Origin of the sequence: Xanthobacter lutulentifluminis (assembly GCF_043194675.2) — a bacterium.
In the GTDB taxonomy this organism is placed as follows: domain Bacteria; phylum Pseudomonadota; class Alphaproteobacteria; order Rhizobiales; family Xanthobacteraceae; genus Xanthobacter.
Genome location: NZ_CM195525.1, coordinates 591,591 through 609,557 on the forward strand (window position 1 = coordinate 591,591; position 17,967 = coordinate 609,557).

General features: G+C 70.9%; 19 protein-coding genes. 12 read left to right on the forward strand and 7 right to left on the reverse strand.

Annotation, left to right across the window (positions count from 1 at the left end; genetic code table 11):
* Positions 1-6: 6 nt before the first annotated feature.
* Positions 7-522 carry an acetolactate synthase small subunit gene (gene ilvN, locus V5F49_RS02615; protein ID WP_394114728.1) on the reverse strand — a complete coding sequence of 172 codons (516 nt, stop codon included), beginning with the start codon at positions 520-522 and terminating at the stop codon, positions 7-9.
* Positions 523-709: 187 nt separating this feature from the next.
* A complete protein-coding gene (locus V5F49_RS02620; RefSeq protein ID WP_394114727.1) occupies positions 710-2,470 on the reverse strand; it encodes an acetolactate synthase 3 large subunit in 1,761 nt (586 codons plus the stop codon).
* Positions 2,471-2,899: 429 nt separating this feature from the next.
* Between V5F49_RS02620 and V5F49_RS02625 the strand changes: the two genes are divergently transcribed.
* The 7 genes from V5F49_RS02625 (at position 2,900) to lpxK (ending at position 8,697) form a co-directional block, all read left to right on the forward strand.
* On the forward strand, positions 2,900-3,376 hold the full coding sequence (locus V5F49_RS02625) for a hypothetical protein (protein ID WP_394114726.1): 477 nt from the start codon (positions 2,900-2,902) through the stop codon (positions 3,374-3,376).
* Positions 3,377-3,383: 7 nt separating this feature from the next.
* A complete protein-coding gene (gene ubiA, locus V5F49_RS02630; RefSeq protein WP_394114725.1) occupies positions 3,384-4,352 on the forward strand; it encodes a 4-hydroxybenzoate octaprenyltransferase in 969 nt (322 codons plus the stop codon).
* Between the two features lie 82 nt (positions 4,353-4,434).
* Complete coding sequence (locus V5F49_RS02635; RefSeq protein ID WP_394114724.1) at positions 4,435-5,301, forward strand: 3'(2'),5'-bisphosphate nucleotidase CysQ; 867 nt, start codon at positions 4,435-4,437, stop codon at positions 5,299-5,301.
* A gap of 11 nt (positions 5,302-5,312) precedes the next feature.
* Positions 5,313-5,555: a DUF4170 domain-containing protein gene (locus V5F49_RS02640; protein WP_394114723.1), complete on the forward strand. Its 243-nt coding sequence runs from the start codon at positions 5,313-5,315 to the stop codon at positions 5,553-5,555.
* Between the two features lie 135 nt (positions 5,556-5,690).
* Positions 5,691-6,386: a lysophospholipid acyltransferase family protein gene (locus V5F49_RS02645; protein ID WP_394114722.1), complete on the forward strand. Its 696-nt coding sequence runs from the start codon at positions 5,691-5,693 to the stop codon at positions 6,384-6,386.
* Positions 6,383-7,678 (forward strand): 3-deoxy-D-manno-octulosonic acid transferase, encoded by a 1,296-nt coding sequence (locus V5F49_RS02650; protein ID WP_394114721.1) that lies wholly within the window; start codon positions 6,383-6,385, stop codon positions 7,676-7,678. Before V5F49_RS02645 ends, V5F49_RS02650 begins: the two co-directional genes overlap by 4 nt.
* Entirely contained in the window at positions 7,678-8,697 is a 1,020-nt protein-coding gene (gene lpxK, locus V5F49_RS02655) for a tetraacyldisaccharide 4'-kinase (RefSeq protein ID WP_394114720.1), read from the forward strand. Before V5F49_RS02650 ends, lpxK begins: the two co-directional genes overlap by 1 nt.
* A 21-nt stretch (positions 8,698-8,718) precedes the next feature.
* Here the strand turns inward: lpxK and V5F49_RS02660 are convergent, their stop codons facing one another.
* Positions 8,719-9,090: a DUF423 domain-containing protein gene (locus V5F49_RS02660; protein ID WP_394114719.1), complete on the reverse strand. Its 372-nt coding sequence runs from the start codon at positions 9,088-9,090 to the stop codon at positions 8,719-8,721.
* 233 nt (positions 9,091-9,323) lie between these two features.
* On the opposite strand from V5F49_RS02660, the gene acs reads away from it, so the two are divergent.
* Complete coding sequence (gene acs, locus V5F49_RS02665) at positions 9,324-11,279, forward strand: acetate--CoA ligase (RefSeq protein WP_394114718.1); 1,956 nt, start codon at positions 9,324-9,326, stop codon at positions 11,277-11,279.
* Between the two features lie 407 nt (positions 11,280-11,686).
* On the opposite strand, the gene V5F49_RS02670 is transcribed toward acs, so the two are convergent.
* From V5F49_RS02670 to V5F49_RS02680, 3 genes are all read right to left on the reverse strand, one after another.
* Complete coding sequence (locus V5F49_RS02670; protein ID WP_394114717.1) at positions 11,687-11,959, reverse strand: hypothetical protein; 273 nt, start codon at positions 11,957-11,959, stop codon at positions 11,687-11,689.
* A 106-nt stretch (positions 11,960-12,065) separates the two neighbouring features.
* Complete coding sequence (locus tag V5F49_RS02675; RefSeq protein ID WP_394114716.1) at positions 12,066-12,461, reverse strand: TIGR02301 family protein; 396 nt, start codon at positions 12,459-12,461, stop codon at positions 12,066-12,068.
* Positions 12,462-12,508: 47 nt separating this feature from the next.
* Entirely contained in the window at positions 12,509-12,982 is a 474-nt protein-coding gene (locus tag V5F49_RS02680) for an NUDIX hydrolase (protein ID WP_394114715.1), read from the reverse strand.
* 207 nt (positions 12,983-13,189) lie between these two features.
* Here V5F49_RS02680 and V5F49_RS02685 point away from each other — a divergent pair, with 207 nt between their 5' ends.
* Both V5F49_RS02685 and V5F49_RS02690 read left to right on the forward strand, forming a co-directional pair.
* Positions 13,190-13,753, forward strand: a complete 564-nt coding sequence (locus tag V5F49_RS02685) for an HD domain-containing protein (RefSeq protein WP_394114900.1) — start codon at positions 13,190-13,192, stop codon at positions 13,751-13,753.
* Positions 13,750-14,256: a tyrosine phosphatase family protein gene (locus tag V5F49_RS02690; protein ID WP_394114714.1), complete on the forward strand. Its 507-nt coding sequence runs from the start codon at positions 13,750-13,752 to the stop codon at positions 14,254-14,256. The genes V5F49_RS02685 and V5F49_RS02690 overlap by 4 nt, the downstream gene beginning before the upstream one ends.
* 6 nt (positions 14,257-14,262) lie before the next feature.
* On the opposite strand, the gene V5F49_RS02695 is transcribed toward V5F49_RS02690, so the two are convergent.
* Positions 14,263-15,189: a methyltransferase domain-containing protein gene (locus tag V5F49_RS02695; protein ID WP_394114713.1), complete on the reverse strand. Its 927-nt coding sequence runs from the start codon at positions 15,187-15,189 to the stop codon at positions 14,263-14,265.
* A gap of 60 nt (positions 15,190-15,249) precedes the next feature.
* Here V5F49_RS02695 and V5F49_RS02700 point away from each other — a divergent pair, with 60 nt between their 5' ends.
* Positions 15,250-16,314: a ligase-associated DNA damage response exonuclease gene (locus V5F49_RS02700; RefSeq protein WP_394114712.1), complete on the forward strand. Its 1,065-nt coding sequence runs from the start codon at positions 15,250-15,252 to the stop codon at positions 16,312-16,314.
* Positions 16,311-17,954, forward strand: a complete 1,644-nt coding sequence (locus V5F49_RS02705) for a cisplatin damage response ATP-dependent DNA ligase (protein WP_394114711.1) — start codon at positions 16,311-16,313, stop codon at positions 17,952-17,954. Before V5F49_RS02700 ends, V5F49_RS02705 begins: the two co-directional genes overlap by 4 nt.
* Positions 17,955-17,967 lie beyond the last annotated feature (13 nt).

Sequence of the window (17,967 nt, forward strand, 5' to 3'; positions counted from 1 at the left end):
GCCGGCTCACATGGCCTCCGGGCCGCGGGAGATGGCGACCACGCCGGTGCGCGCCACTTCCACGAGACCGAGGGGCTCCATCAGCCAGGCGAACTGGTCGATCTTGTCGGACTTGCCGGTGATCTCGAACACGAAGCTCTCCCGCGTCGCGTCGATGACCCGGGCGCGGAACGCCTCGGCGAGCCGCAGCGCCTCGCCGCGGGCGTCGCCCACGCCGCGCACCTTCACCATGGCAAGCTCGCGCTCCAGCGACGGGGTCTCCACCGTCAGGTCGCGCACCCGGTGGATCGGCACCAGACGGTCCAGCTGGTTCTTGATCTGCTCGATCACCATGGGGGTGCCGGTGGTGACGATGGTGATGCGCGAGAGGTGGCCCTCATGGCTCACCTCCGACACGGTGAGGCTGTCGATGTTGTAGCCGCGGCCGGAGAACAGGCCGATGACGCGCGCCAGCACGCCCGGCTCGTTGTCGACGAGGACGGAGAGGGTGTGGCGCTCGATGGGCTCGGGGGTCTGGGACATGGAATGTCTCGGATGGAGGATGCGCAGGGCGCTGAGGGAGGCACCCCTCCCCGGAACGGGAGGGGACAGGAATACGGGGGTGCGGGGTCGGATCGGGTGGCCGGGCGGCCCGCTGCGCGACCCGGCTCCCGCGCGCTTGGGAGAGAAGCCGTGGCGCGGCGAGCGGCCGGAGCCGCCCGGGTCCGGATCACACCAGCATCTTGCCCTCGTCGGTGATGGCCGCGTCGAGGTCCACGGCCATGTCGCCGAGGATCATCTCGTTGTGGGCGCGGCCCGACGGGATCATGGGGAAGCAGTTCTCCTGCTGGTCCACGATGCAGTCGAAGATGACCGGGCGCCTGATGGAGATCATCTCCTCGATGGCGCCGTCGAGGTCGCCCGGCTTCTCGCAGCGGATGCCGACGCCGCCGTAGGCCTCGGCCAGCTTCACGAAGTCGGGCAGCGCCTCGGAGTAGGAGTGGGAGTAGCGGCCGCCGTGCAGCAGCTCCTGCCACTGGCGCACCATGCCCATGTACTTGTTGTTCAGGATGAAGATCTTCACCGGCAGGTCGAACTGGATGGCGGTGGACATCTCCTGCATGTTCATGAGGATGGAGGCCTCGCCGGCGATGTCGATGCACAGCGCGTCCGGGTGGGCCTTCTGCGCGCCGATGGCGGCGGGCAGGCCGTAGCCCATGGTGCCGAGGCCGCCGGAGGTCATCCAGCGGTTCGGCTCCTCGAAGCGGAAGAACTGCGCCGCCCACATCTGGTGCTGCCCCACCTCCGTGGAGATGTAGACGTCCTTGTCCTTGGTCAGCTCGTACAGGCGCTCGATGGCGTACTGCGGCTTGATGATGGTGTCGGACGGCCGGTAGGCGAGGCAGTTGCGCGCCCGCCAGCGGTCGATCTGCATCCACCATGCCTCGAGGGCGGCCTTGTCCACCTTCAGGGACCGCGCCTTCCACGCCGCCACCATGTCCTCGAGGACGCGGGTGCAGTCGCCGATGATGGGCAGGTCCACCTTGACGTTCTTGTTGATGGACGAGGGGTCGATGTCGATGTGGATCTTCTTCGAGCCGGGCGCGAAAGCGTCGAGGCGGCCGGTGATGCGGTCGTCGAAGCGCGCGCCGATGCAGACCATCACGTCGCAGCCGTGCATGGCCATGTTGGCCTCGTAGGTGCCGTGCATGCCCAGCATGCCCAGCCACTGCGGGTTGGCGGCCGGGAACGCCCCGAGGCCCATCAGGGTCGAGGTCACGGGCACGCCGGTGAGCCGCGCCAGCTCGCGCAGCTGGCGGCTGGCCTCGGGGCCGGAATTGATGACGCCGCCGCCGGTGTAGAAAATGGGCTTCTTCGCCGAGGCGATCAGCTCCACCGCGGCCGCGATCTGCGCGTCCTCGGCCTTCAGCTTGGGGCGGTAGGTCTTGTGCTGGATGTTCTCGCGGCCGACGTAGGTGCCGGTGGCGAACTGGACGTCCTTGGGGATGTCGACGACCACCGGGCCGGGGCGGCCGTTCTGCGCCACGTAGAACGCCTCATGCAACACCCGCGCGAGATCATTGACGTCCCGCACCAGATAGTTGTGCTTGGTGCAGGGGCGGGTGATGCCGACCGTGTCGCACTCCTGGAAGGCGTCGTTGCCGATGAGCTGGGTCGGCACCTGGCCGGTGATGCAGACCACCGGGATCGAATCCATGAGCGCGTCGGTGAGGCCGGTGACCGCGTTGGTGGCGCCGGGGCCGGAGGTGACCAGCACCACGCCGACCTTGCCGGAGGAGCGGGCATAGCCCTCGGCCGAGTGCACCGCAGCCTGCTCGTGGCGCACCAGGATGTGCTCGATGGCGTTCTGGTGGAACAGCGCGTCATAGATGGGCAGAACCGCGCCGCCCGGATAGCCGAAGATGTGCTCGACGCCCTGGTCGGCGAAGGCCTGGATCACCATCTCGGCGCCGGTCATCTGCTTGCTCATGTCTCGAACTCCCTCGGAACCCCTGAGGTCCCGGGCGACCCGCCGGGCCGCGCTGCTGATCGACTTTCATCCCCGGCCCGGAGCCAGAGGCCGGGCCCTGAAACGACGAAGGGGCCCGAAGGCCCCTCGTCGCGCGCCACCTCGATTGCCACAGCCCTCAGGCTGGACAAAAAGTGGCGCGCCACCCTACAAGAATAACAACGATCTTGCGCATGTCGGCGCCGTCCCTTTCAAAAGTTGCGCGAAGCTAGCGACGCATGCGCCGCCAGTCAAGCGCCGGCATTGGCTTTTTGGCCCATCCGCCGGCATATTCCCTTAGGGAATTCGCGCGACCATGCCGCACGGTCCGCCGCGATATTGCCCCAAGTGTCGGCTCTGTATATCACACGCAACATTCTGCTGGGGCGGAATGAGGAGGGGCAAGGCCTCATGAACAAACTGACGCTCGCCATGTCTGCCGCGCTGGTGGGAACCGCGCTTTCGGCAGGCGCCGCGCTCGCCGACTGCCAGAGCGACGTGACGACTCTCCGCACGGAGCTGGAGGAGAAGGGCAAGTCGCTGCAGGCCGCCATCAAGAAGAACAACGACCCCAAGGTCCTGTGCCCGCTGTTCCGGGCCTATTCGGCCTCCGAGGCCAAGTGGGTGAAGTTCCTGAGCGACAACAAGGACTGGTGCCAGATCCCGCCCCAGGCCATCGAGGGCGCGGCCACCAGCAGCAAGCGCACCGCCGGCATCCGCGACAAGATCTGCGACGCCGCGGCCAACGGCGCCGCCGCGCCGGGCGGCGGCAAGCCCCCGCCGCAGGGGTCCATGTCCAGCGCGCTGGGAATCACGACCGGCTACAGCCTCAGCCCGTCCAAGAGCACGGGCGTGTTCGACACGCTGAACGGCAATGCGCTGAAGTGAGGCCCGATTGAGTTCCAGGTCCCCCGAGGGCGTGAGCCCCCCCGTCGCCGACTCCGTGCGCGGCCACTGGGTCGAGCGCCTCGCGCCCGTCGCGGTGCGACCCTACCTGCGGCTGGCGCGGATCGACCGGCCGATCGGCTGGTGGCTGCTGCTTCTGCCCTGCTGGTGGTCCACCGCGCTCGCCGCCATGGCGGTGGATGCCGCCTACCCTGATCTGCGGCTTCTGGTGCTGTTCACCATCGGCGCCATCGCCATGCGGGGGGCCGGCTGCACCTGGAACGACATCCTCGACCGCAAGATCGACCGGCAGGTGGCGCGCACCCGCAATCGCCCTGTCGCCAGCGGTGATGTCAGCGTCGGGGCCGCCCTCGCCTTCCTGGTGTTCCAGGCGCTGGTGGGCCTCGCGGTGCTGCTCTCCCTGCCGCACTTCGCCATCGTCACCGGGCTCGCCTCGCTCGGCGTGGTGGCGGTCTACCCGCTCATGAAGCGCATCACCTCGGTGCCGCAGCTCACGCTGGGGATCGCCTTCTCGTGGGGCGCGCTGATGGGCTGGGCCGCGGTGCTGCGCACCATCTCGGATCCCGCGCTGCTGCTGTTCGCCGGCTGCGTGGTGTGGGTGTTCGCCTACGACACCATCTATGCCCACCAGGACAAGGAGGACGACGCTATCGTCGGCGTGCGGTCCACGGCCCTGCTGTTCGGGCGCAGCACCCCGCTGGTGGTGGCGCTGTGCTACGCGGTGGTGGTGTTCCTGTTCGGCGCGGCGCTGCTGGCGGTCTCGGCCGGCCCGTTCGCCTGGCTCGGCCTCGCCGGTTTCGCGGTGCATCTGTACGGGCAGGTGCGCCGGCTCGACATCGACAATCCCGAGCGTTGCCTCGCCGTGTTCAAGTCCAACCGCGACGCCGGGCTGATCCTGTTCGCCGGTCTCGCCCTCGACACGCTGGTGCCCAACACCCTCGCGCCGCTGCTGCCGTGACCGCCATGGCCGGCGGTGCTTTGACGCGGCGCAACGGAAGTCGTCTTGCCTCCCGGCGCGACGCCGCCTATTTGGCAGGCCCATGAGCGTCGAGACGACGAGCGGCCGCGGCGATCCGGGAACCGCCGCGCCGGTCCTTGCCACCCCCCACCCCGCCTCCGCGGAGACGGCTGCGCTGGCGCGCCGGCTGGTCGATGTGGTCGCGGAGGCCGGCGAGATGGCCCTTTCCATGTCCCGCGCCGGCGTCCGCTCCTGGACCAAGGGCAATGATTCCCCCGTCACCGAGGCCGACATGGCCGTGGACGCCTTCCTGCGCCGCAGCCTGGAAGCGCTCGACCCTGCCATCGGCTGGCTCTCGGAGGAATCGGCCGACACGCCCGCGCGCCTCGCCGTTCGGCGCGTGTGGGTGGTGGACCCCATCGACGGCACCCGCGCCTTCATGGCCGGCGGGCCGGACTGGGCGGTCTCGGCCGCGCTGGTGGAGGACGGGCGGCCGGTGGCGGCAGCCCTGTTCGCGCCGGTGACGCAGGAAATGTTCACCGCCCTCGCCGGCCACGGCGCGCAGCGCAACGGGACACGGCTCGCCGCTCCGCCGCGCGGCGGGCTTGCGGGTGCCCGCGTCGCCGGGCCTCCGTCTGACATGGACGCCATCGCCCGCGTGGCGCCGGTGGAGCGCCTGCCGCGCATCCGGTCCCTCGCGCTGCGTCTCGCCCGCGTCGCAACCGGCGAGATCGACCTTGCCCTGTCCGCCGGCAACAGCGCCGACTGGGACCTCGCCGCCGCCGACCTGGTGGTGCACGAGGCCGCGGCCCGCCTCACCACGCGCGCGGGCGCGCACCTGATCTATAACAGGGCCGACCCGCGCCACCCGGCGCTGGTCTGCGCCGGCGACGCGCTCCACGCCGCGACGCTGGCCGCCCCGCAGCTTTCCGATTTTTTCAGCCCCTGATTGGACGCGCCATGACCCAGACCAAGCAATTGCCCCACCTCGTCTTCGGCGGCGAGCTCGCCTCCATCGAGGGAAGCGAGTTCAAGGACCTCTCCAAGCTCGACATCGTCGGCATCTTTCCCGATTATGCGAGCGCCGCGGCGGCCTGGAAGGCGAAGGCGCAGCAGACGGTGGACAATGCCATGATGCGCTATTTCGTGGTGCACCTGCACCGGCTGCTCGATCCGGAGACCGGCAAGGTCCAGGGCGACTGAGCCTTCCGCCTCCTGGCTGCGCCCCCTTGCGGGATCGCGCGGCAGGCGGCATCGACGATCATCTTTCCCACGCATTATCCGGTCGGCGTGCGCTGCATGCCGGCCGGAGCGTTTTAGAAGCGAGCAGACCTGAATATGTGGCGACGACTGCGGGCGAACAGGACCTTCCAGCTGGCGGCGGGATCGACTTTCGCCTCGTATTTCAAGCTCGTGGCGAAGACCACGCGGTTCGTGATCGAGCCGCCGGACATCTTCGAGCGGATCGACGAGGACATGCCGGTCATCGTCACCTTCTGGCACGGGCAGCATTTCCTCACGCCGTTCGCCATGAAGCCGCACCACAAGGCGAAGGTGCTCATCTCCCGCCATGCCGATGCCGAGATCAACGCCATCGCCGCCGAGCGGCTGGGGGTCGGCACCATCCGCGGCTCGGGCGCCACCTCGCGGCGCGACTTCCACCGCAAGGGCGCCGTCTCCGCCACCTACGAGATGCTCGACACCCTGGCCGAGGGGGTCAACGTCGCGATGACGGCGGACGTGCCGAAGATCGCCCGCAAGGCGGGAATGGGCGTCGTCACCATTGCGCGGTATTCCGGACGCCCTATCATCCCGCTCGCCATGGCCACCCGAAACCGGATCACCCTCAAGAGCTGGGACCGCGCCAGCCTCAACCTGCCGTTCGGCCGTGGTGCCGCCGTCGTGGGCGAGCCCGTGTTCGTGCCGCGTGACGCCGACGAGGCGGCGCTGGCCGCCGCGCGCGAGCTGGTGCAGGCGCGCCTCGAGGCGGTGACCGCCCGGGCCGAGGCCCTCGCCGGGATCGACGCGGCATGAAGGGTCGCGCCCTCCCCCTGACCCTGCGCCTGTACCGGGGCGCCAGTTCGGCCGCCTCGCTGCTGGCCCCGGCCTGGCTCTCCTACCGGGTGCGCAAGGGCAAGGAGGATCCGGAGCGGCTCGCCGAGCGGCGCGGCCATGCCAGCGCCGAGCGGCCGGACGGGCCGCTGGTGTGGGTGCACGGCGCCAGCGTCGGCGAGGTGATCTCGGTGCTGCCGCTGATCGAACGGCTGGACGCTCGCGGCTTCCGGGTGCTGCTCACCTCCGGCACCCTCACCTCCAGCCGCATCGCCGAGCGGCGGGCGCCTCCCGGCGTCATCCACCAGTTCATGCCGCTGGATGCGCGCGGCTTCGTCTCCCGCTTCCTCGACTATTGGGAGCCGGACCTCGTCCTGCTCGCCGAATCGGAGCTGTGGCCCAACCTGCTGGCCGAGCTCGGCCGGCGGGGCACACCGATCGTGCTGGTGAACGGCCGCCTGTCGGAGCGCTCGGCCAAGCGCTGGTCGCGCCTGCCCAAGAGCGCCCGGGCGCTGCTCTCGCGGGTGGACCTGTGCCTTGCCCAGAGCGAGGAGGACGCCGCCCGCTTCCGCGCCCTCGGCACGCCCCGCGTCGAGGTGAGCGGCAACCTGAAGTTCGATGCCCCGCCCCCGGCCGCCGACCCGGCCGAGCTGAACCACCTCTCCCGCGCCATCGGCAACCGCCCGGTGCTGCTCGCCGCCTCCACCCACGAGGGGGAGGAGGAGCTGGTGCTCGAAGCGCACGGCATGCTCGCCTCCAAGATCCCGGACCTGCTCACCATCATCGCCCCGCGCCACCCCGAGCGCGGCGACGAAGTGGCGGACCTCGCCGAGGCGCGCGGCTTTTCCGTGCGCCAGCGCAGCATGGACGAGGACCCCGACCCGCAAGCCGGCGTCTACGTGGCCGACACCATCGGCGAGATGGGCCTGTTCTACCGGCTCGCGCAGGTGGTGTTCATGGGCGGCTCCCTGGTGGAGCACGGCGGGCAGAACCCCATCGAGCCGGCAAAGCTGGGCTCGGTGGTGCTGCATGGCCCCCACGTGTGGAATTTCGACGCCATCTACCAGCAGCTCGATGCCGACCAGGGTGCGGCCGAGGTGGCGGACGCGCTGGGCATCGCCCGCGCCGCCTACGCCCTTCTGAAGGACGTGCAGCTGCACGGCCGCATGGCCGATGCCGCCCATGCCACGGTGACGGCGCTCGGCGGCGCGCTCGACCACACGCTCTCGGCCGTCGAGCCCTATCTCATCCAGATCCGCCTCGAGGCGCGCTGATGCCGGGCGCGCCCGGCTTCTGGTGGCGCCGCCCCGGTCTCGCCTCGGCGCTGCTTTGGCCCTTCGGCGCGGCAGTGGGGGCGGTCGCGCTGCATCGCATGGCACGGGCGGGCGGACGCGTCGGCGCGCCGGTCCTGTGCGTGGGCAACCCCACCGTCGGCGGCGCCGGCAAGACGCCCACCGCCATCGCGCTGCTCGATCTTCTGGCCGCGCGCGGCGCCCGCCCGTTCGCGCTGTTGCGCGGGCATGGCGGCTCGGCTTCGGAGCCGCTGGTGGTGGACCCGGAGCATCATGGCGCGGACCTCGTGGGGGACGAGGCGCTGCTCCTCGCCCGCCACGCCCCGACCATCGTCGCCGGCAGCCGGCGCCTGGAGGGGGCGGCCCTGGCGGTGGCGGCCGGGGCGACGCACATCGTCATGGACGACGGCTTCCAGAACCCGTCGCTGCACAAGGATGCGGCGGTGCTGGTGGTGGACGGGGCGGTGGGCGCCGGAAATGGCTGCGTCACCCCGGCCGGCCCCCTGCGGGCGCCCCTCGGGCCGCAGCTGGCGCGGGCCGATGCAGTGCTGGTGATGGGCCCGGGCGTGGCCGGAGACGCCGTCGCCCGGCAGGCGGCGGCCGCGGGCTGCGCCATCCTTCACGGCAGCCTCGCGCCGGACCCCGCCGCCGTCGCGGCCCTTCGCGGGCAGCGGCTGGTGGCTTTCGCGGGCATCGGCCGGCCGGAAAAGTTCTTCGCGACCCTGGAGGCCGAGGGCCTCACCGTGGCGTCGCGACACCCCTTCGCCGATCACCACCCCTATCGTCCGGAGGAGCTCGCCCGTCTCGCGGCCGAGGCGCAGGCGCGCGGCGCGCTGCTCGCGACCACGCAGAAGGACTTCGCGCGCCTTTCCGCCGCCGATCGCGCGGCCCTCGGCCCGCGGATCGCCGTCCTGCCGGTGACGCTCCGCATGGCGGAGGCCGATGCCCTCGCCGCGCTCGTCGCCCGCGCGGAGGAGCGGTTCCGCGCCCGCGCGGGCTGAGGATCTCCCGCCCCCGGAGGGTCAGGCCCGGCGCAGGAACGGCGCCGCGAGCGCGACCACGAGCCACCCGGCGATCATGGCCACGCCTCCCACCGGCGCGCTGCCGCCCAGGAGCTTGACCTCCATCAAGGCCCTGAGCGCCAGATCCCCCGAAAACAGGAACGCGCCCGCGGCGATCGCGGCGGCGCCGATGGTCACGGCCATCCGCCCGCGCCCGGCCTGGGCCGCCAGCGCGGCGAGGCCGACGATGGCGGCGGCATGGAACAGGAGGAAGTGCGCGGCGGTGGCCAGATTCGTCCCGCCGCCCACATGCGCGGCTGCGGCCGAGGCCGCCACGCCGGCGGCGCCCATCAGCGCGGCGACGGCAACAAGAACACGGATGACGGGCGGCATGACGGCTCCTCCTGAAGATGCCATCCATAAGCTGCCCGGCGGGAACAGAAAACGCGGCTGGTTGCTGCAGTGCAACGACCAGACGTTGGACGACTTACGGCTATGCACCCAAAGTCTGCCTTGGCGACGCCTTGTGGAGCACAGGCACGCTCCCCATAATCCGGCGCAACCAAAGCGGCTCAACCGCTACGAATGAAGGATCGCGGCACGCGCCCGCGCGAGGGAGGCAGAAAATGTCCGACAAGGTCTATGACGTTCCGTCCGACTGGGCCGCAAAGGCTTACGTGGACAATGCGCGCTACGAGGAGATGTATGCCGCTTCGGTCAAGGACCCCGACGCCTTCTGGGGCGAGCACGGCAAGAGGATCGACTGGTTCAAGCCCTACACCAAGGTGAAGAACACCTCGTATGATCCCGGCCACGTCTCCATCAAGTGGTTCGAGGACGGTGTAACCAACGTCGCCTACAACTGCGTCGATCGCCATCTCGAGACCCGCGGCGATCAGGTCGCCATCATCTGGGAAGGCGACAGCCCGGACGAGAGCCGCAACATCACCTATCGCGAGCTGTCCTCCGAGGTGAACAAGCTCGCCAACGTGCTGCGCAACCGCGGCGTGGAGAAGGGCGACCGCGTCACCATCTACCTGCCGATGATCCCCGAGGCGGCGTTCGCCATGCTCGCCTGCGCGCGGCTCGGCGCCATTCACTCGATCGTGTTCGGCGGCTTCTCCCCCGACAGCCTGGCCGGCCGCGTGTCCGACTGCGGCTCCAAGGTCATCATCACCGCCGACGAGGGTCTGCGCGGCGGCCGCAAGGTGCCGCTGAAGGCCAATGTGGACGCGGCCATCGACCAGATCGACGGCGGCGTGGACCACGTGATCGTGGTGCGTCGCACCGGCGGCAAGGTCAACATGACCCCCGGCCGCGACGTCTATTACGACGAAGCCGCCGCCATGGTCACCGACGAGTGCCCGGCCGAGCCGGTGAACGCGGAAGATCCGCTGTTCATCCTCTACACCTCCGGCTCCACCGGCAAGCCGAAGGGCGTGCTGCACACCACCGGCGGCTATCTCGTCTATGCGTCCATGACGCACCAGTACATCTTCGACTATCACCCCGGCGACATCTACTGGTGCACCGCCGACGTGGGCTGGGTCACCGGCCACTCCTACATCGTCTACGGCCCGCTCGCGAACGGCGCCACCACCCTGATGTTCGAGGGCATCCCGAACTATCCGTCGGTCTCGCGCTTCTGGGACGTGATCGACAAGCACAAGGTGAACATCTTCTACACCGCCCCCACTGCCATCCGCTCGCTGATGCAGGCGGGCGAGGAGCCGGTGAAGAAGACCTCGCGCGCCTCCCTGCGGCTGCTCGGCTCGGTGGGCGAGCCCATCAATCCGGAAGCTTGGGAGTGGTACCACCGCGTGGTCGGCGACGAGCGCTGCCCGATCGTCGATACCTGGTGGCAGACCGAGACCGGCGGCATCCTCATCACCCCCCTGCCCGGCGCCACCAAGCTGAAGCCCGGCTCCGCCACCCGTCCCTTCTTCGGCGTGGTGCCGGAAGTGGTGGACGCGGCCGGACAGGTCCTCGAGGGCGCCTGCGAGGGCAATCTCGTGATCGCGGACTCGTGGCCGGGCCAGATGCGCACGGTCTACGGCGACCATGAGCGCTTCGAGCAGACCTATTTCTCCACCTATGCCGGCAAGTACTTCACCGGCGACGGTTGCCGCCGCGACGCGGACGGCTTCTACTGGATCACCGGCCGCGTGGACGACGTGATCAACGTGTCCGGCCACCGCATGGGCACGGCCGAGGTGGAAAGCGCCCTCGTCGCCCATCCCAAGGTGTCCGAGGCGGCCGTGGTCGGCTTCCCGCACGACATCAAGGGCCAGGGCATCTATGCCTATGTCACGCTGATGGACGGCGAGGAGCCCACCGAGGAGCTGCGCAAGGAGCTCATCGCCTGGGTGCGCCGCGAGATCGGCCCCATCGCCTCCCCCGACCTGATCCAGTTCGCGCCGGGCCTGCCCAAGACCCGCTCGGGCAAGATCATGCGCCGCATCCTGCGCAAGATCGCCGAGGACCAGTTCGAGAGCCTGGGCGATACCTCCACCCTCGCCGATCCCGGCGTGGTGGACGACCTCATCCACAACCGCCAGAACAAGCGCGACGCCGCCGCCTGAGGCGCATCGCACCTGGACACGGTCGAGAAACCAGCGCCGGCGCCCCTCAAGGGCGCCGGTTGCGTTTTGGGGCCAGGGACAGGACGGGACGGCACCTGCGCACGGAAACGACGCGCACGATGCGGCCGGACCGCCGCCGGCAACGGCCATGTTGCATCCGCCGGCAGGGTGACGCGATGGCAGCCGATCACGCGCCCCCGCCATGGGCCGACGGGACGCCGCTCCGGATTCGCGTCTGATCCCCCCGGGCCCTGATCACCCCGGCCGCGAGGAGCTCGCGGTGGATCGGCCAGCCACTCCGACGCACGACATCCCCTCCGCGCGCCGGTGTCGTCCGGCGCGGCGGCAGGGGAGATCGTGTCTGGGCGCTGGAAGTCGGGACGGGGGCGAGATTGGGCGCGGGGTGCTCAGTGGGTGCTGGTGGCGACCGTGTATTCGCCGGCCTCGACGCGCTCGGCGAGGCGGGTGACGAATTCCGCGCTGGCGCTCTCGCCATAGGTGGCGACGAGGCTGCGCAGGGCCGTGAACAGGGCGGCCTGCACCAGGCAGTCTTCCTCGATCCCCTCGCGCACCGCCTCCACCCAGGCGTCGTTCAGATAGGTGAGCGCCACGTGGCGATCGTCAGCGGCCATGTCGGCAATCTCGGGAAGCGCGATGGCGGGGGTGGGAAAGGTGGACACGGCAGGGCCTCCGCACCGCGGAAAATCAGGGCGGCGCACGGCATTCTCTAGCACGCCGCGCGGCGCCGTTCAGGCCAGTTCTGACCAAAAGGTTAACGCGGCGGCGTCAATTTCCGCCGTAGCGCACCACGATGTCGTGAGCGAGCCGCGAGCCCTCGTCCAGCTGCCGGTCCACCGCCACGCGGGCCGCCGGCGTGCAGGTGCGGTACACCTCGGCATAGCTGGAATAGCCGCGGTTGAAGCTGGAGATGATCTTGGCGCGGCGGGCGTCGGAAGGCTGCTCGGTGTCGATCAGCGCCTGCATCTCGTTGCGCCAGCGCTGGGCCTCGGCGCTCACCCCGCACAGGGGCCGCAGGTAGTGCAGCGCGCCGAGGATCTCGGCGAGACGCAGCAGGTCCGGGTCATAGGGCGGCGGCGCCCCTTCCGCCGGACCGGCGGCCGCGGCGGGCGTGGCGAGGCTCAGGGCGAGGGCGCCGGCGAGAAGAAGACGATGGATGCGCATGCGAATGCCGTTTCGACACCTTCTCCTGCCGCCCGCGGCGCGTTGGGTCAAGGCTGTTCCAGCACGAGGCGGGCGGCCTCGGCCACCACGTCGGCCAGCCCGTCCGTGGTCGGCAGGCCGGCAACCTCGTTGGGACGGAACCAGCCCACTTCCGCCGCCTCCGCGCCGGGTATGGGCTCGCCCGCCCGCCAGCGGGCGGCATGGGCCAGCACCACGAAATGGGCCTTCAGCTCGCCCTCCCGGTCGCGGACGATGATGTCCCGCGCCGCGGCCAGGCCGACGATGTCTGCCGTTACCCCCACCTCTTCCATCAGCTCGCGGGCGGCCGCCTCCACCAGCGTCTCCCCCGCCTCCACCCGCCCGCCCGGCAGGCTCCACAGGCCGGCACCGGGATTGGCGGCGCGACGCGCCAGCAGCACCAGCGGCCCGCGGAACACCGCCGCGCTGGCTGCCAGGGTGGGGCGCACGGGCGCGGGGTCATCCTGCGGGGCGGGCGCGGGAGCGATCGACGTCTCGGTCATGGCAGGGCTCGGGCTGTGGCGATCCGGGGGTGGCGATACCGTCCGCCTGCGACGGGCAGCTTGTGATGGACGGGCGGCAGCTTACCCTCCCCGCTCCAGCGGAGCACGCGATTCGTGACCGACGACACTTCCCCTGCCCCGGCGCGCCAGCCCCCCGCCCGGCCCGCCGGCCCCGGCAAGGCCCAGCCGCCCCGCGCCTGGCAGCGCATGCTGTCCGGCCGGCGGCTGGACCTGCTCGACCCCTCCCCCCTCGACGTGGAGATCGAGGACATCGCCCACGGCCTCGCCCGGGTGGCGCGCTGGAACGGGCAGACCTCAGGCGGCAACATCTTCTCGGTGGCCCAGCACAGCCTGCTGGTGGAGCGCCTGTCGCGCCGCGCGCATCCGGATCTCGACCGGCGCTGGCGCCTGTGCGTGCTGCTGCACGACGCGCCCGAATATGTGATCGGCGACATGATCTCCCCGTTCAAGGCGGTGCTGGGGGGCGACTACAAGGCCGTGGAGGCGCGCCTGCTCGCCGCCATCTCCATCCGCTTCTCCCTGCCGCCGGTGTGGCCGGAGGCGCTGGTGAAGATCGCCAAGTCCGCCGACCGGGCCGCCGCCTATTTCGAGGCAACCCGCCTCGCTGGCTTCACCGCGGCGGAGGCGCAGGCCTTCTTCGGCCGCCCCGCCCGGCTCGACGCTGAGCAGGAAAAGGACTATCTCACCCCATGGGAGGCAGAAACCGCGAAGGCACGGTTTCTGAAACGGTTCGAGGAGCTTGCGCCATGATTCATGTCTGCTCGCTCGCCAAGCTGCACGAGACGGTGGAGACCACCGGCGCGCGGCACGTCATCACCCTCGTCAACGGCAGCACGGTGTTCACGCGGCCCAGCAACGTGGACCCTACCAACCACCTGTTCCTCGGCATCAACGACATCGTCAGCGAGATCGAGGGCATGGTGACGCCGGAAGAGGCGCACATGAACGAGCTGCTGGAGTTCGTGCGCGCCTGGCCGCGCGAGGCGCCGCTGGTGATCCACTGCTATGCCGGCATCTCCCGCTCCACGGCGGCGGCCTATGCCACGCTGTGCGCTCTCCTGCCCGACCGCGACGAGCTGGAGCTGGCCCAGCGGCTGCGCCATGCCTCGCCCACCGCCACGCCCAACCCGCGCATCGTCGCCCTGGCGGATGCGGCGCTGCGGCGCGACGGGCGGATGATCGCCGCCATCCATTCGATCGGCCGCGGCGCCGATGCGTTCGAGGGCGAGCCCTTCTGTCTGCCGGTGAGATGAGGCCGCTCAGGCCAGCACGCAGACCAGCCCCGGCACCGGCACGCCCTTCTCCGAGCGGGTGGAGGCCTCATCCAGCAGCACCACGGCAAGCCCGGCCGCTGCGGCGAGGTCGCGCGCCAGCGCGGCGGCGTGGGCATAGCGCAGGGTGTCGCGCAGCAGCACGCCATCGCCGTCATGGGTCTCGAGGGTGAAGGCGAACAGGCCGCCCGGCGCCAGCACCCGCCGGGCCTCGGTGAACACCGGCGCGAGGTCCGCCACGTAGCACAGGGTATCGGCTGCGATGATGAGGTCGAGGCTGGCCGGGGCGGCGGCCGCGAGCGCGGAACCGAGCTCCGCCTCCTCCAGCCGGGCGTAGAGGCCGAGGGCGGCCGCCTTCGCCAGCATGGCCGGCGAGAGGTCCACCCCGTCGAGCTTTTCAACCCGGTCGCGGAACAGCACGCCCGCAAGGCCGGTGCCGCAGCCGAGGTCCAGCCCGGCCGCGAAGGCGCACGGCCGGCCGAGGGCGGTCGAGGCGCGGGCCACCGCATCGTGCAGCAGCTCCGGCCCGCGATAGGCGAGCTTGCCACGCAGGGCCGCGTCGAAGCGGTCGGCATACTGGTCGAACAGGGTGCGCACATAGGCCGGCGACATGGCCTCCCCCGTCGGCGCCGCGCCGAGGCGGGCCAGCCGGAGCCCGGCTCCCAGCGCATCATCGGGATCGAGCGCCCGCGCCCGCCCGAACGCCTCCGCCGCGCCCGCCGTGTCGGCGAGCGCCAGCCGCGCCTCCCCGAGCAGGAACCAGCCGGCGGCGAAATGGGCGGCATCGGCCACCGTCTCCGCCAGCAGCTCGGCAGCGGCGGCCGCGTCGCCCTCCTCCAGGAAAGCGCGCGCCCAGTCGAGCCGGCGGTCGAGCACGGGATCGCCGGAAGAGGCGATGAAGGCGGAAGCGGCCACGGGTCCCTCGCGAAACAATCCGGCGCATCCCATATAGGCTGGAACCCGCCCGATAAAGACATGCGCCCGGAAGACCTGCTCTGTCCCTCGCCGAAAGGGCTCTATTCCCCCATCGGCGACTTCTACGTGGACCCGACGCGCGTCGTCCCGCGCGCGATCATCACCCATGCCCATTCCGACCATGCCCGGCCCGGCCATGCCAGCGTGCTCGCCACCCGCGAGACGCTGGACCTGATGGCCATCCGCTCCGGCCCCGCCTTCGCCGGCGCCACGCAGGCGCTGGCGTATGGGGAAACGGTGGAGATCAACGGCGTCCGCGTCAGCCTGCATCCGGCGGGGCATGTGCTCGGCTCGGCCCAGGTGCGCATCGAGAAGGACGGGCTCGTGATCGTGGTGTCGGGCGACTACAAGGACGCCGCCGATCCCACCTGCCCGCCGCTGGAGCCGGTGCGCTGCCACGTCTTCGTCAGCGAGGCCACCTTCGGCCTGCCGGTGTTCCGCCATCCCGACGCCGCCGGCGAGACCGACAAGCTGCTCGCCTCTGTGCGCGTCTTCCCGGAGCGCACGCACATCGTCGGCGCCTATTCCCTCGGCAAGGCCCAGCGCATGATGGCGCTGATCCGCGCCGCCGGACACGATGCGCCGCTCTATATCCATGGCGCCCTCGCCGCCATCACCGACTATTACGTCGCCGGCGGGCGCGATCTCGGCCCCATCCGGCCGGTGAAGGGCGCGCCCAAGGCCGCCTTCGCCGGCGCCGTGGTGCTGGCGCCGCCCTCTTCCATGACCGACCTGTGGGCCCGCCGCTTCTCCGATCCGGTGGCGTGCTTCGCCTCGGGCTGGATGCGGGTGCGCGCCCGTGCCCGCCAGCGCGGCGTCGAGTTGCCGCTGGTGGTTTCCGACCATGCGGACTGGGACGGCCTCACCGCCACCATCCGCGCCACCGGCTGCGAGGAGCTGTGGGTCACCCACGGGGCGGAGGATGCGCTGGTGCACTGGGCGACCACCCGCCAGTTGCGTGCCCGCCCGCTCCACATGGTCGGCTATGGCGAGGAGGACGAGGAGCCGGCCGTTCCCGCCCCCGAGGCGCCCCCGGAGGTGCCCGCCCCGGAGGGGGAGGCATGAACCGCTTCGCCGCGCTGCTCGACCGCATGTCCTACGAGGCCGGGCGCAACGCCAAGATCCGGCTGATGGCGGACTATTTCCGCTCGACGCCCGATCCCGAGCGCGGCTATGCGCTGGCCGCCCTCACCGGCGCCCTCTCCTTCGCCAATGCCAAGCCGGGGCTGGTGCGCGCGCTCATCATGGAGCGGTCGGACCCGGTGCTGTTCGAGATGTCCTACGATTACGTGGGCGACCTCTCGGAGACAGTCGCCCTCATGTGGCCGCGGCCGGAAGGGGCCGCCGCCCACGCGCCGGACCTGTCGGAGATCGTCCACGGACTGTCCACTCTCTCGCGCACCGCCTTGCCCCGGCATCTCGCCGACTGGCTCGACGGGCTGGACGAGACCGGGCGCTGGGCGCTCCTCAAGCTCATCACCGGCGCCATGCGGGTGGGCGCCTCCGCCCGCCTCGCCAAGACCGCCGTCGCCAGCCTCGGCGGCGGCCTCACGGAGGTGACGGCCGACGACGTGGAGCTGGTCTGGCCCGGCCTTCAGCCGCCGTATGAGACGCTGTTCGCCTGGGTGGAGGGCCGTGGGCCGCGCCCGGTCTCGGCCAATCCCGCCCCGTTCCGCCCGGTGATGCTGGCCCATGCCATCGAGGAAGCGGACTTCTCCGCGCTCCAGCCCGAGGATTTCCGCGCCGAGTGGAAATGGGACGGCATCCGCGTGCAGGCGGCGGCGGGCACCGGCCCGGACGGCGTGCGCATGGTGCGGCTCTATTCGCGCACCGGCGAGGACATCTCCGGCGCCTTCCCCGATCTCGCCGAGGCCATCGCCTTCGACGGAGCGCTGGACGGGGAGCTGCTGATCGTCCGCGAGGGGCGCGTGGAGCCCTTCAACGTGCTGCAGCAGCGGCTGAACCGCAAGACGGTCACGGTGCGGATGATGGCGGAGTTCCCCGCCCATATCCGCGCCTACGACCTCCTGGCCGAGGACGGCGAGGACCTGCGCGATCTGCCCTTCACGGCACGGCGCGCGCGGCTGGAAGCGCTGGTGGCGCGGCTGGGACCGGGGCGCATCGACATCTCGCCGATGGTCCCCTTCAGCACCTGGAACGACCTCGCCGCCGCGCGCCGCGATCCGGCCTCGGCCGGCGCCGGCCCGGATGCCGGCGCGGTGGAAGGCGTGATGATGAAGCGCGCCGACAGCGCCTATCTGCCCGGCCGTCCCAAGGGCCCGTGGTGGAAGTGGAAGCGCGACCCGCACACGGTGGATGCCGTGCTCATGTATGCCCAGCGCGGCCACGGCAAGCGTTCGTCCTTCTATTCGGACTACACCTTTGGCGTGTGGACGCAGGGCGAGGACGGGGCGGATGTGCTGGTGCCGGTGGGCAAGGCCTATTTCGGCTTCACCGACGAGGAGCTGAAGCAGATCGACGCATTCGTGCGCCGCTCCACCGTCAACCGCTTCGGCCCGGTGCGGGAGGTGGTGCACGAGAAGGAGGCGGGCCTCGTGCTGGAAGTAGCGTTCGAGGGGCTCGCCCGCTCCACCCGCCACCGCTCCGGCATCGCCATGCGCTTCCCCCGCATCGCCCGCCTGAGGTGGGACAAGCCGCCCGGCGAGGCCGACCGGCTGGAGATGCTGGAGGCGCTTCTGGGCTAAGGTGCGTCATTGC

What these genes read in the sequence shown, in the direction of transcription:
- ilvN (WP_394114728.1), bottom strand. Translation starts at nt 522, where the DNA reads ATGTCCCAGACCCCCGAGCCCATCGAGCGCCACACCCTCTCCGTCCTC.
- V5F49_RS02620 (WP_394114727.1), bottom strand. Translation starts at nt 2,470, where the DNA reads ATGAGCAAGCAGATGACCGGCGCCGAGATGGTGATCCAGGCCTTCGCC.
- V5F49_RS02625 (WP_394114726.1), top strand. Translation starts at nt 2,900, where the DNA reads ATGAACAAACTGACGCTCGCCATGTCTGCCGCGCTGGTGGGAACCGCG.
- V5F49_RS02635 (WP_394114724.1), top strand. Translation starts at nt 4,435, where the DNA reads ATGAGCGTCGAGACGACGAGCGGCCGCGGCGATCCGGGAACCGCCGCG.
- V5F49_RS02640 (WP_394114723.1), top strand. Translation starts at nt 5,313, where the DNA reads ATGACCCAGACCAAGCAATTGCCCCACCTCGTCTTCGGCGGCGAGCTC.
- V5F49_RS02645 (WP_394114722.1), top strand. Translation starts at nt 5,691, where the DNA reads ATGTGGCGACGACTGCGGGCGAACAGGACCTTCCAGCTGGCGGCGGGA.
- V5F49_RS02650 (WP_394114721.1), top strand. Translation starts at nt 6,383, where the DNA reads ATGAAGGGTCGCGCCCTCCCCCTGACCCTGCGCCTGTACCGGGGCGCC.
- lpxK (WP_394114720.1), top strand. Translation starts at nt 7,678, where the DNA reads ATGCCGGGCGCGCCCGGCTTCTGGTGGCGCCGCCCCGGTCTCGCCTCG.
- V5F49_RS02660 (WP_394114719.1), bottom strand. Translation starts at nt 9,090, where the DNA reads ATGCCGCCCGTCATCCGTGTTCTTGTTGCCGTCGCCGCGCTGATGGGC.
- acs (WP_394114718.1), top strand. Translation starts at nt 9,324, where the DNA reads ATGTCCGACAAGGTCTATGACGTTCCGTCCGACTGGGCCGCAAAGGCT.
- V5F49_RS02675 (WP_394114716.1), bottom strand. Translation starts at nt 12,461, where the DNA reads ATGCGCATCCATCGTCTTCTTCTCGCCGGCGCCCTCGCCCTGAGCCTC.
- V5F49_RS02680 (WP_394114715.1), bottom strand. Translation starts at nt 12,982, where the DNA reads ATGACCGAGACGTCGATCGCTCCCGCGCCCGCCCCGCAGGATGACCCC.
- V5F49_RS02685 (WP_394114900.1), top strand. Translation starts at nt 13,190, where the DNA reads ATGCTGTCCGGCCGGCGGCTGGACCTGCTCGACCCCTCCCCCCTCGAC.
- V5F49_RS02690 (WP_394114714.1), top strand. Translation starts at nt 13,750, where the DNA reads ATGATTCATGTCTGCTCGCTCGCCAAGCTGCACGAGACGGTGGAGACC.
- V5F49_RS02700 (WP_394114712.1), top strand. Translation starts at nt 15,250, where the DNA reads ATGCGCCCGGAAGACCTGCTCTGTCCCTCGCCGAAAGGGCTCTATTCC.
- V5F49_RS02705 (WP_394114711.1), top strand. Translation starts at nt 16,311, where the DNA reads ATGAACCGCTTCGCCGCGCTGCTCGACCGCATGTCCTACGAGGCCGGG.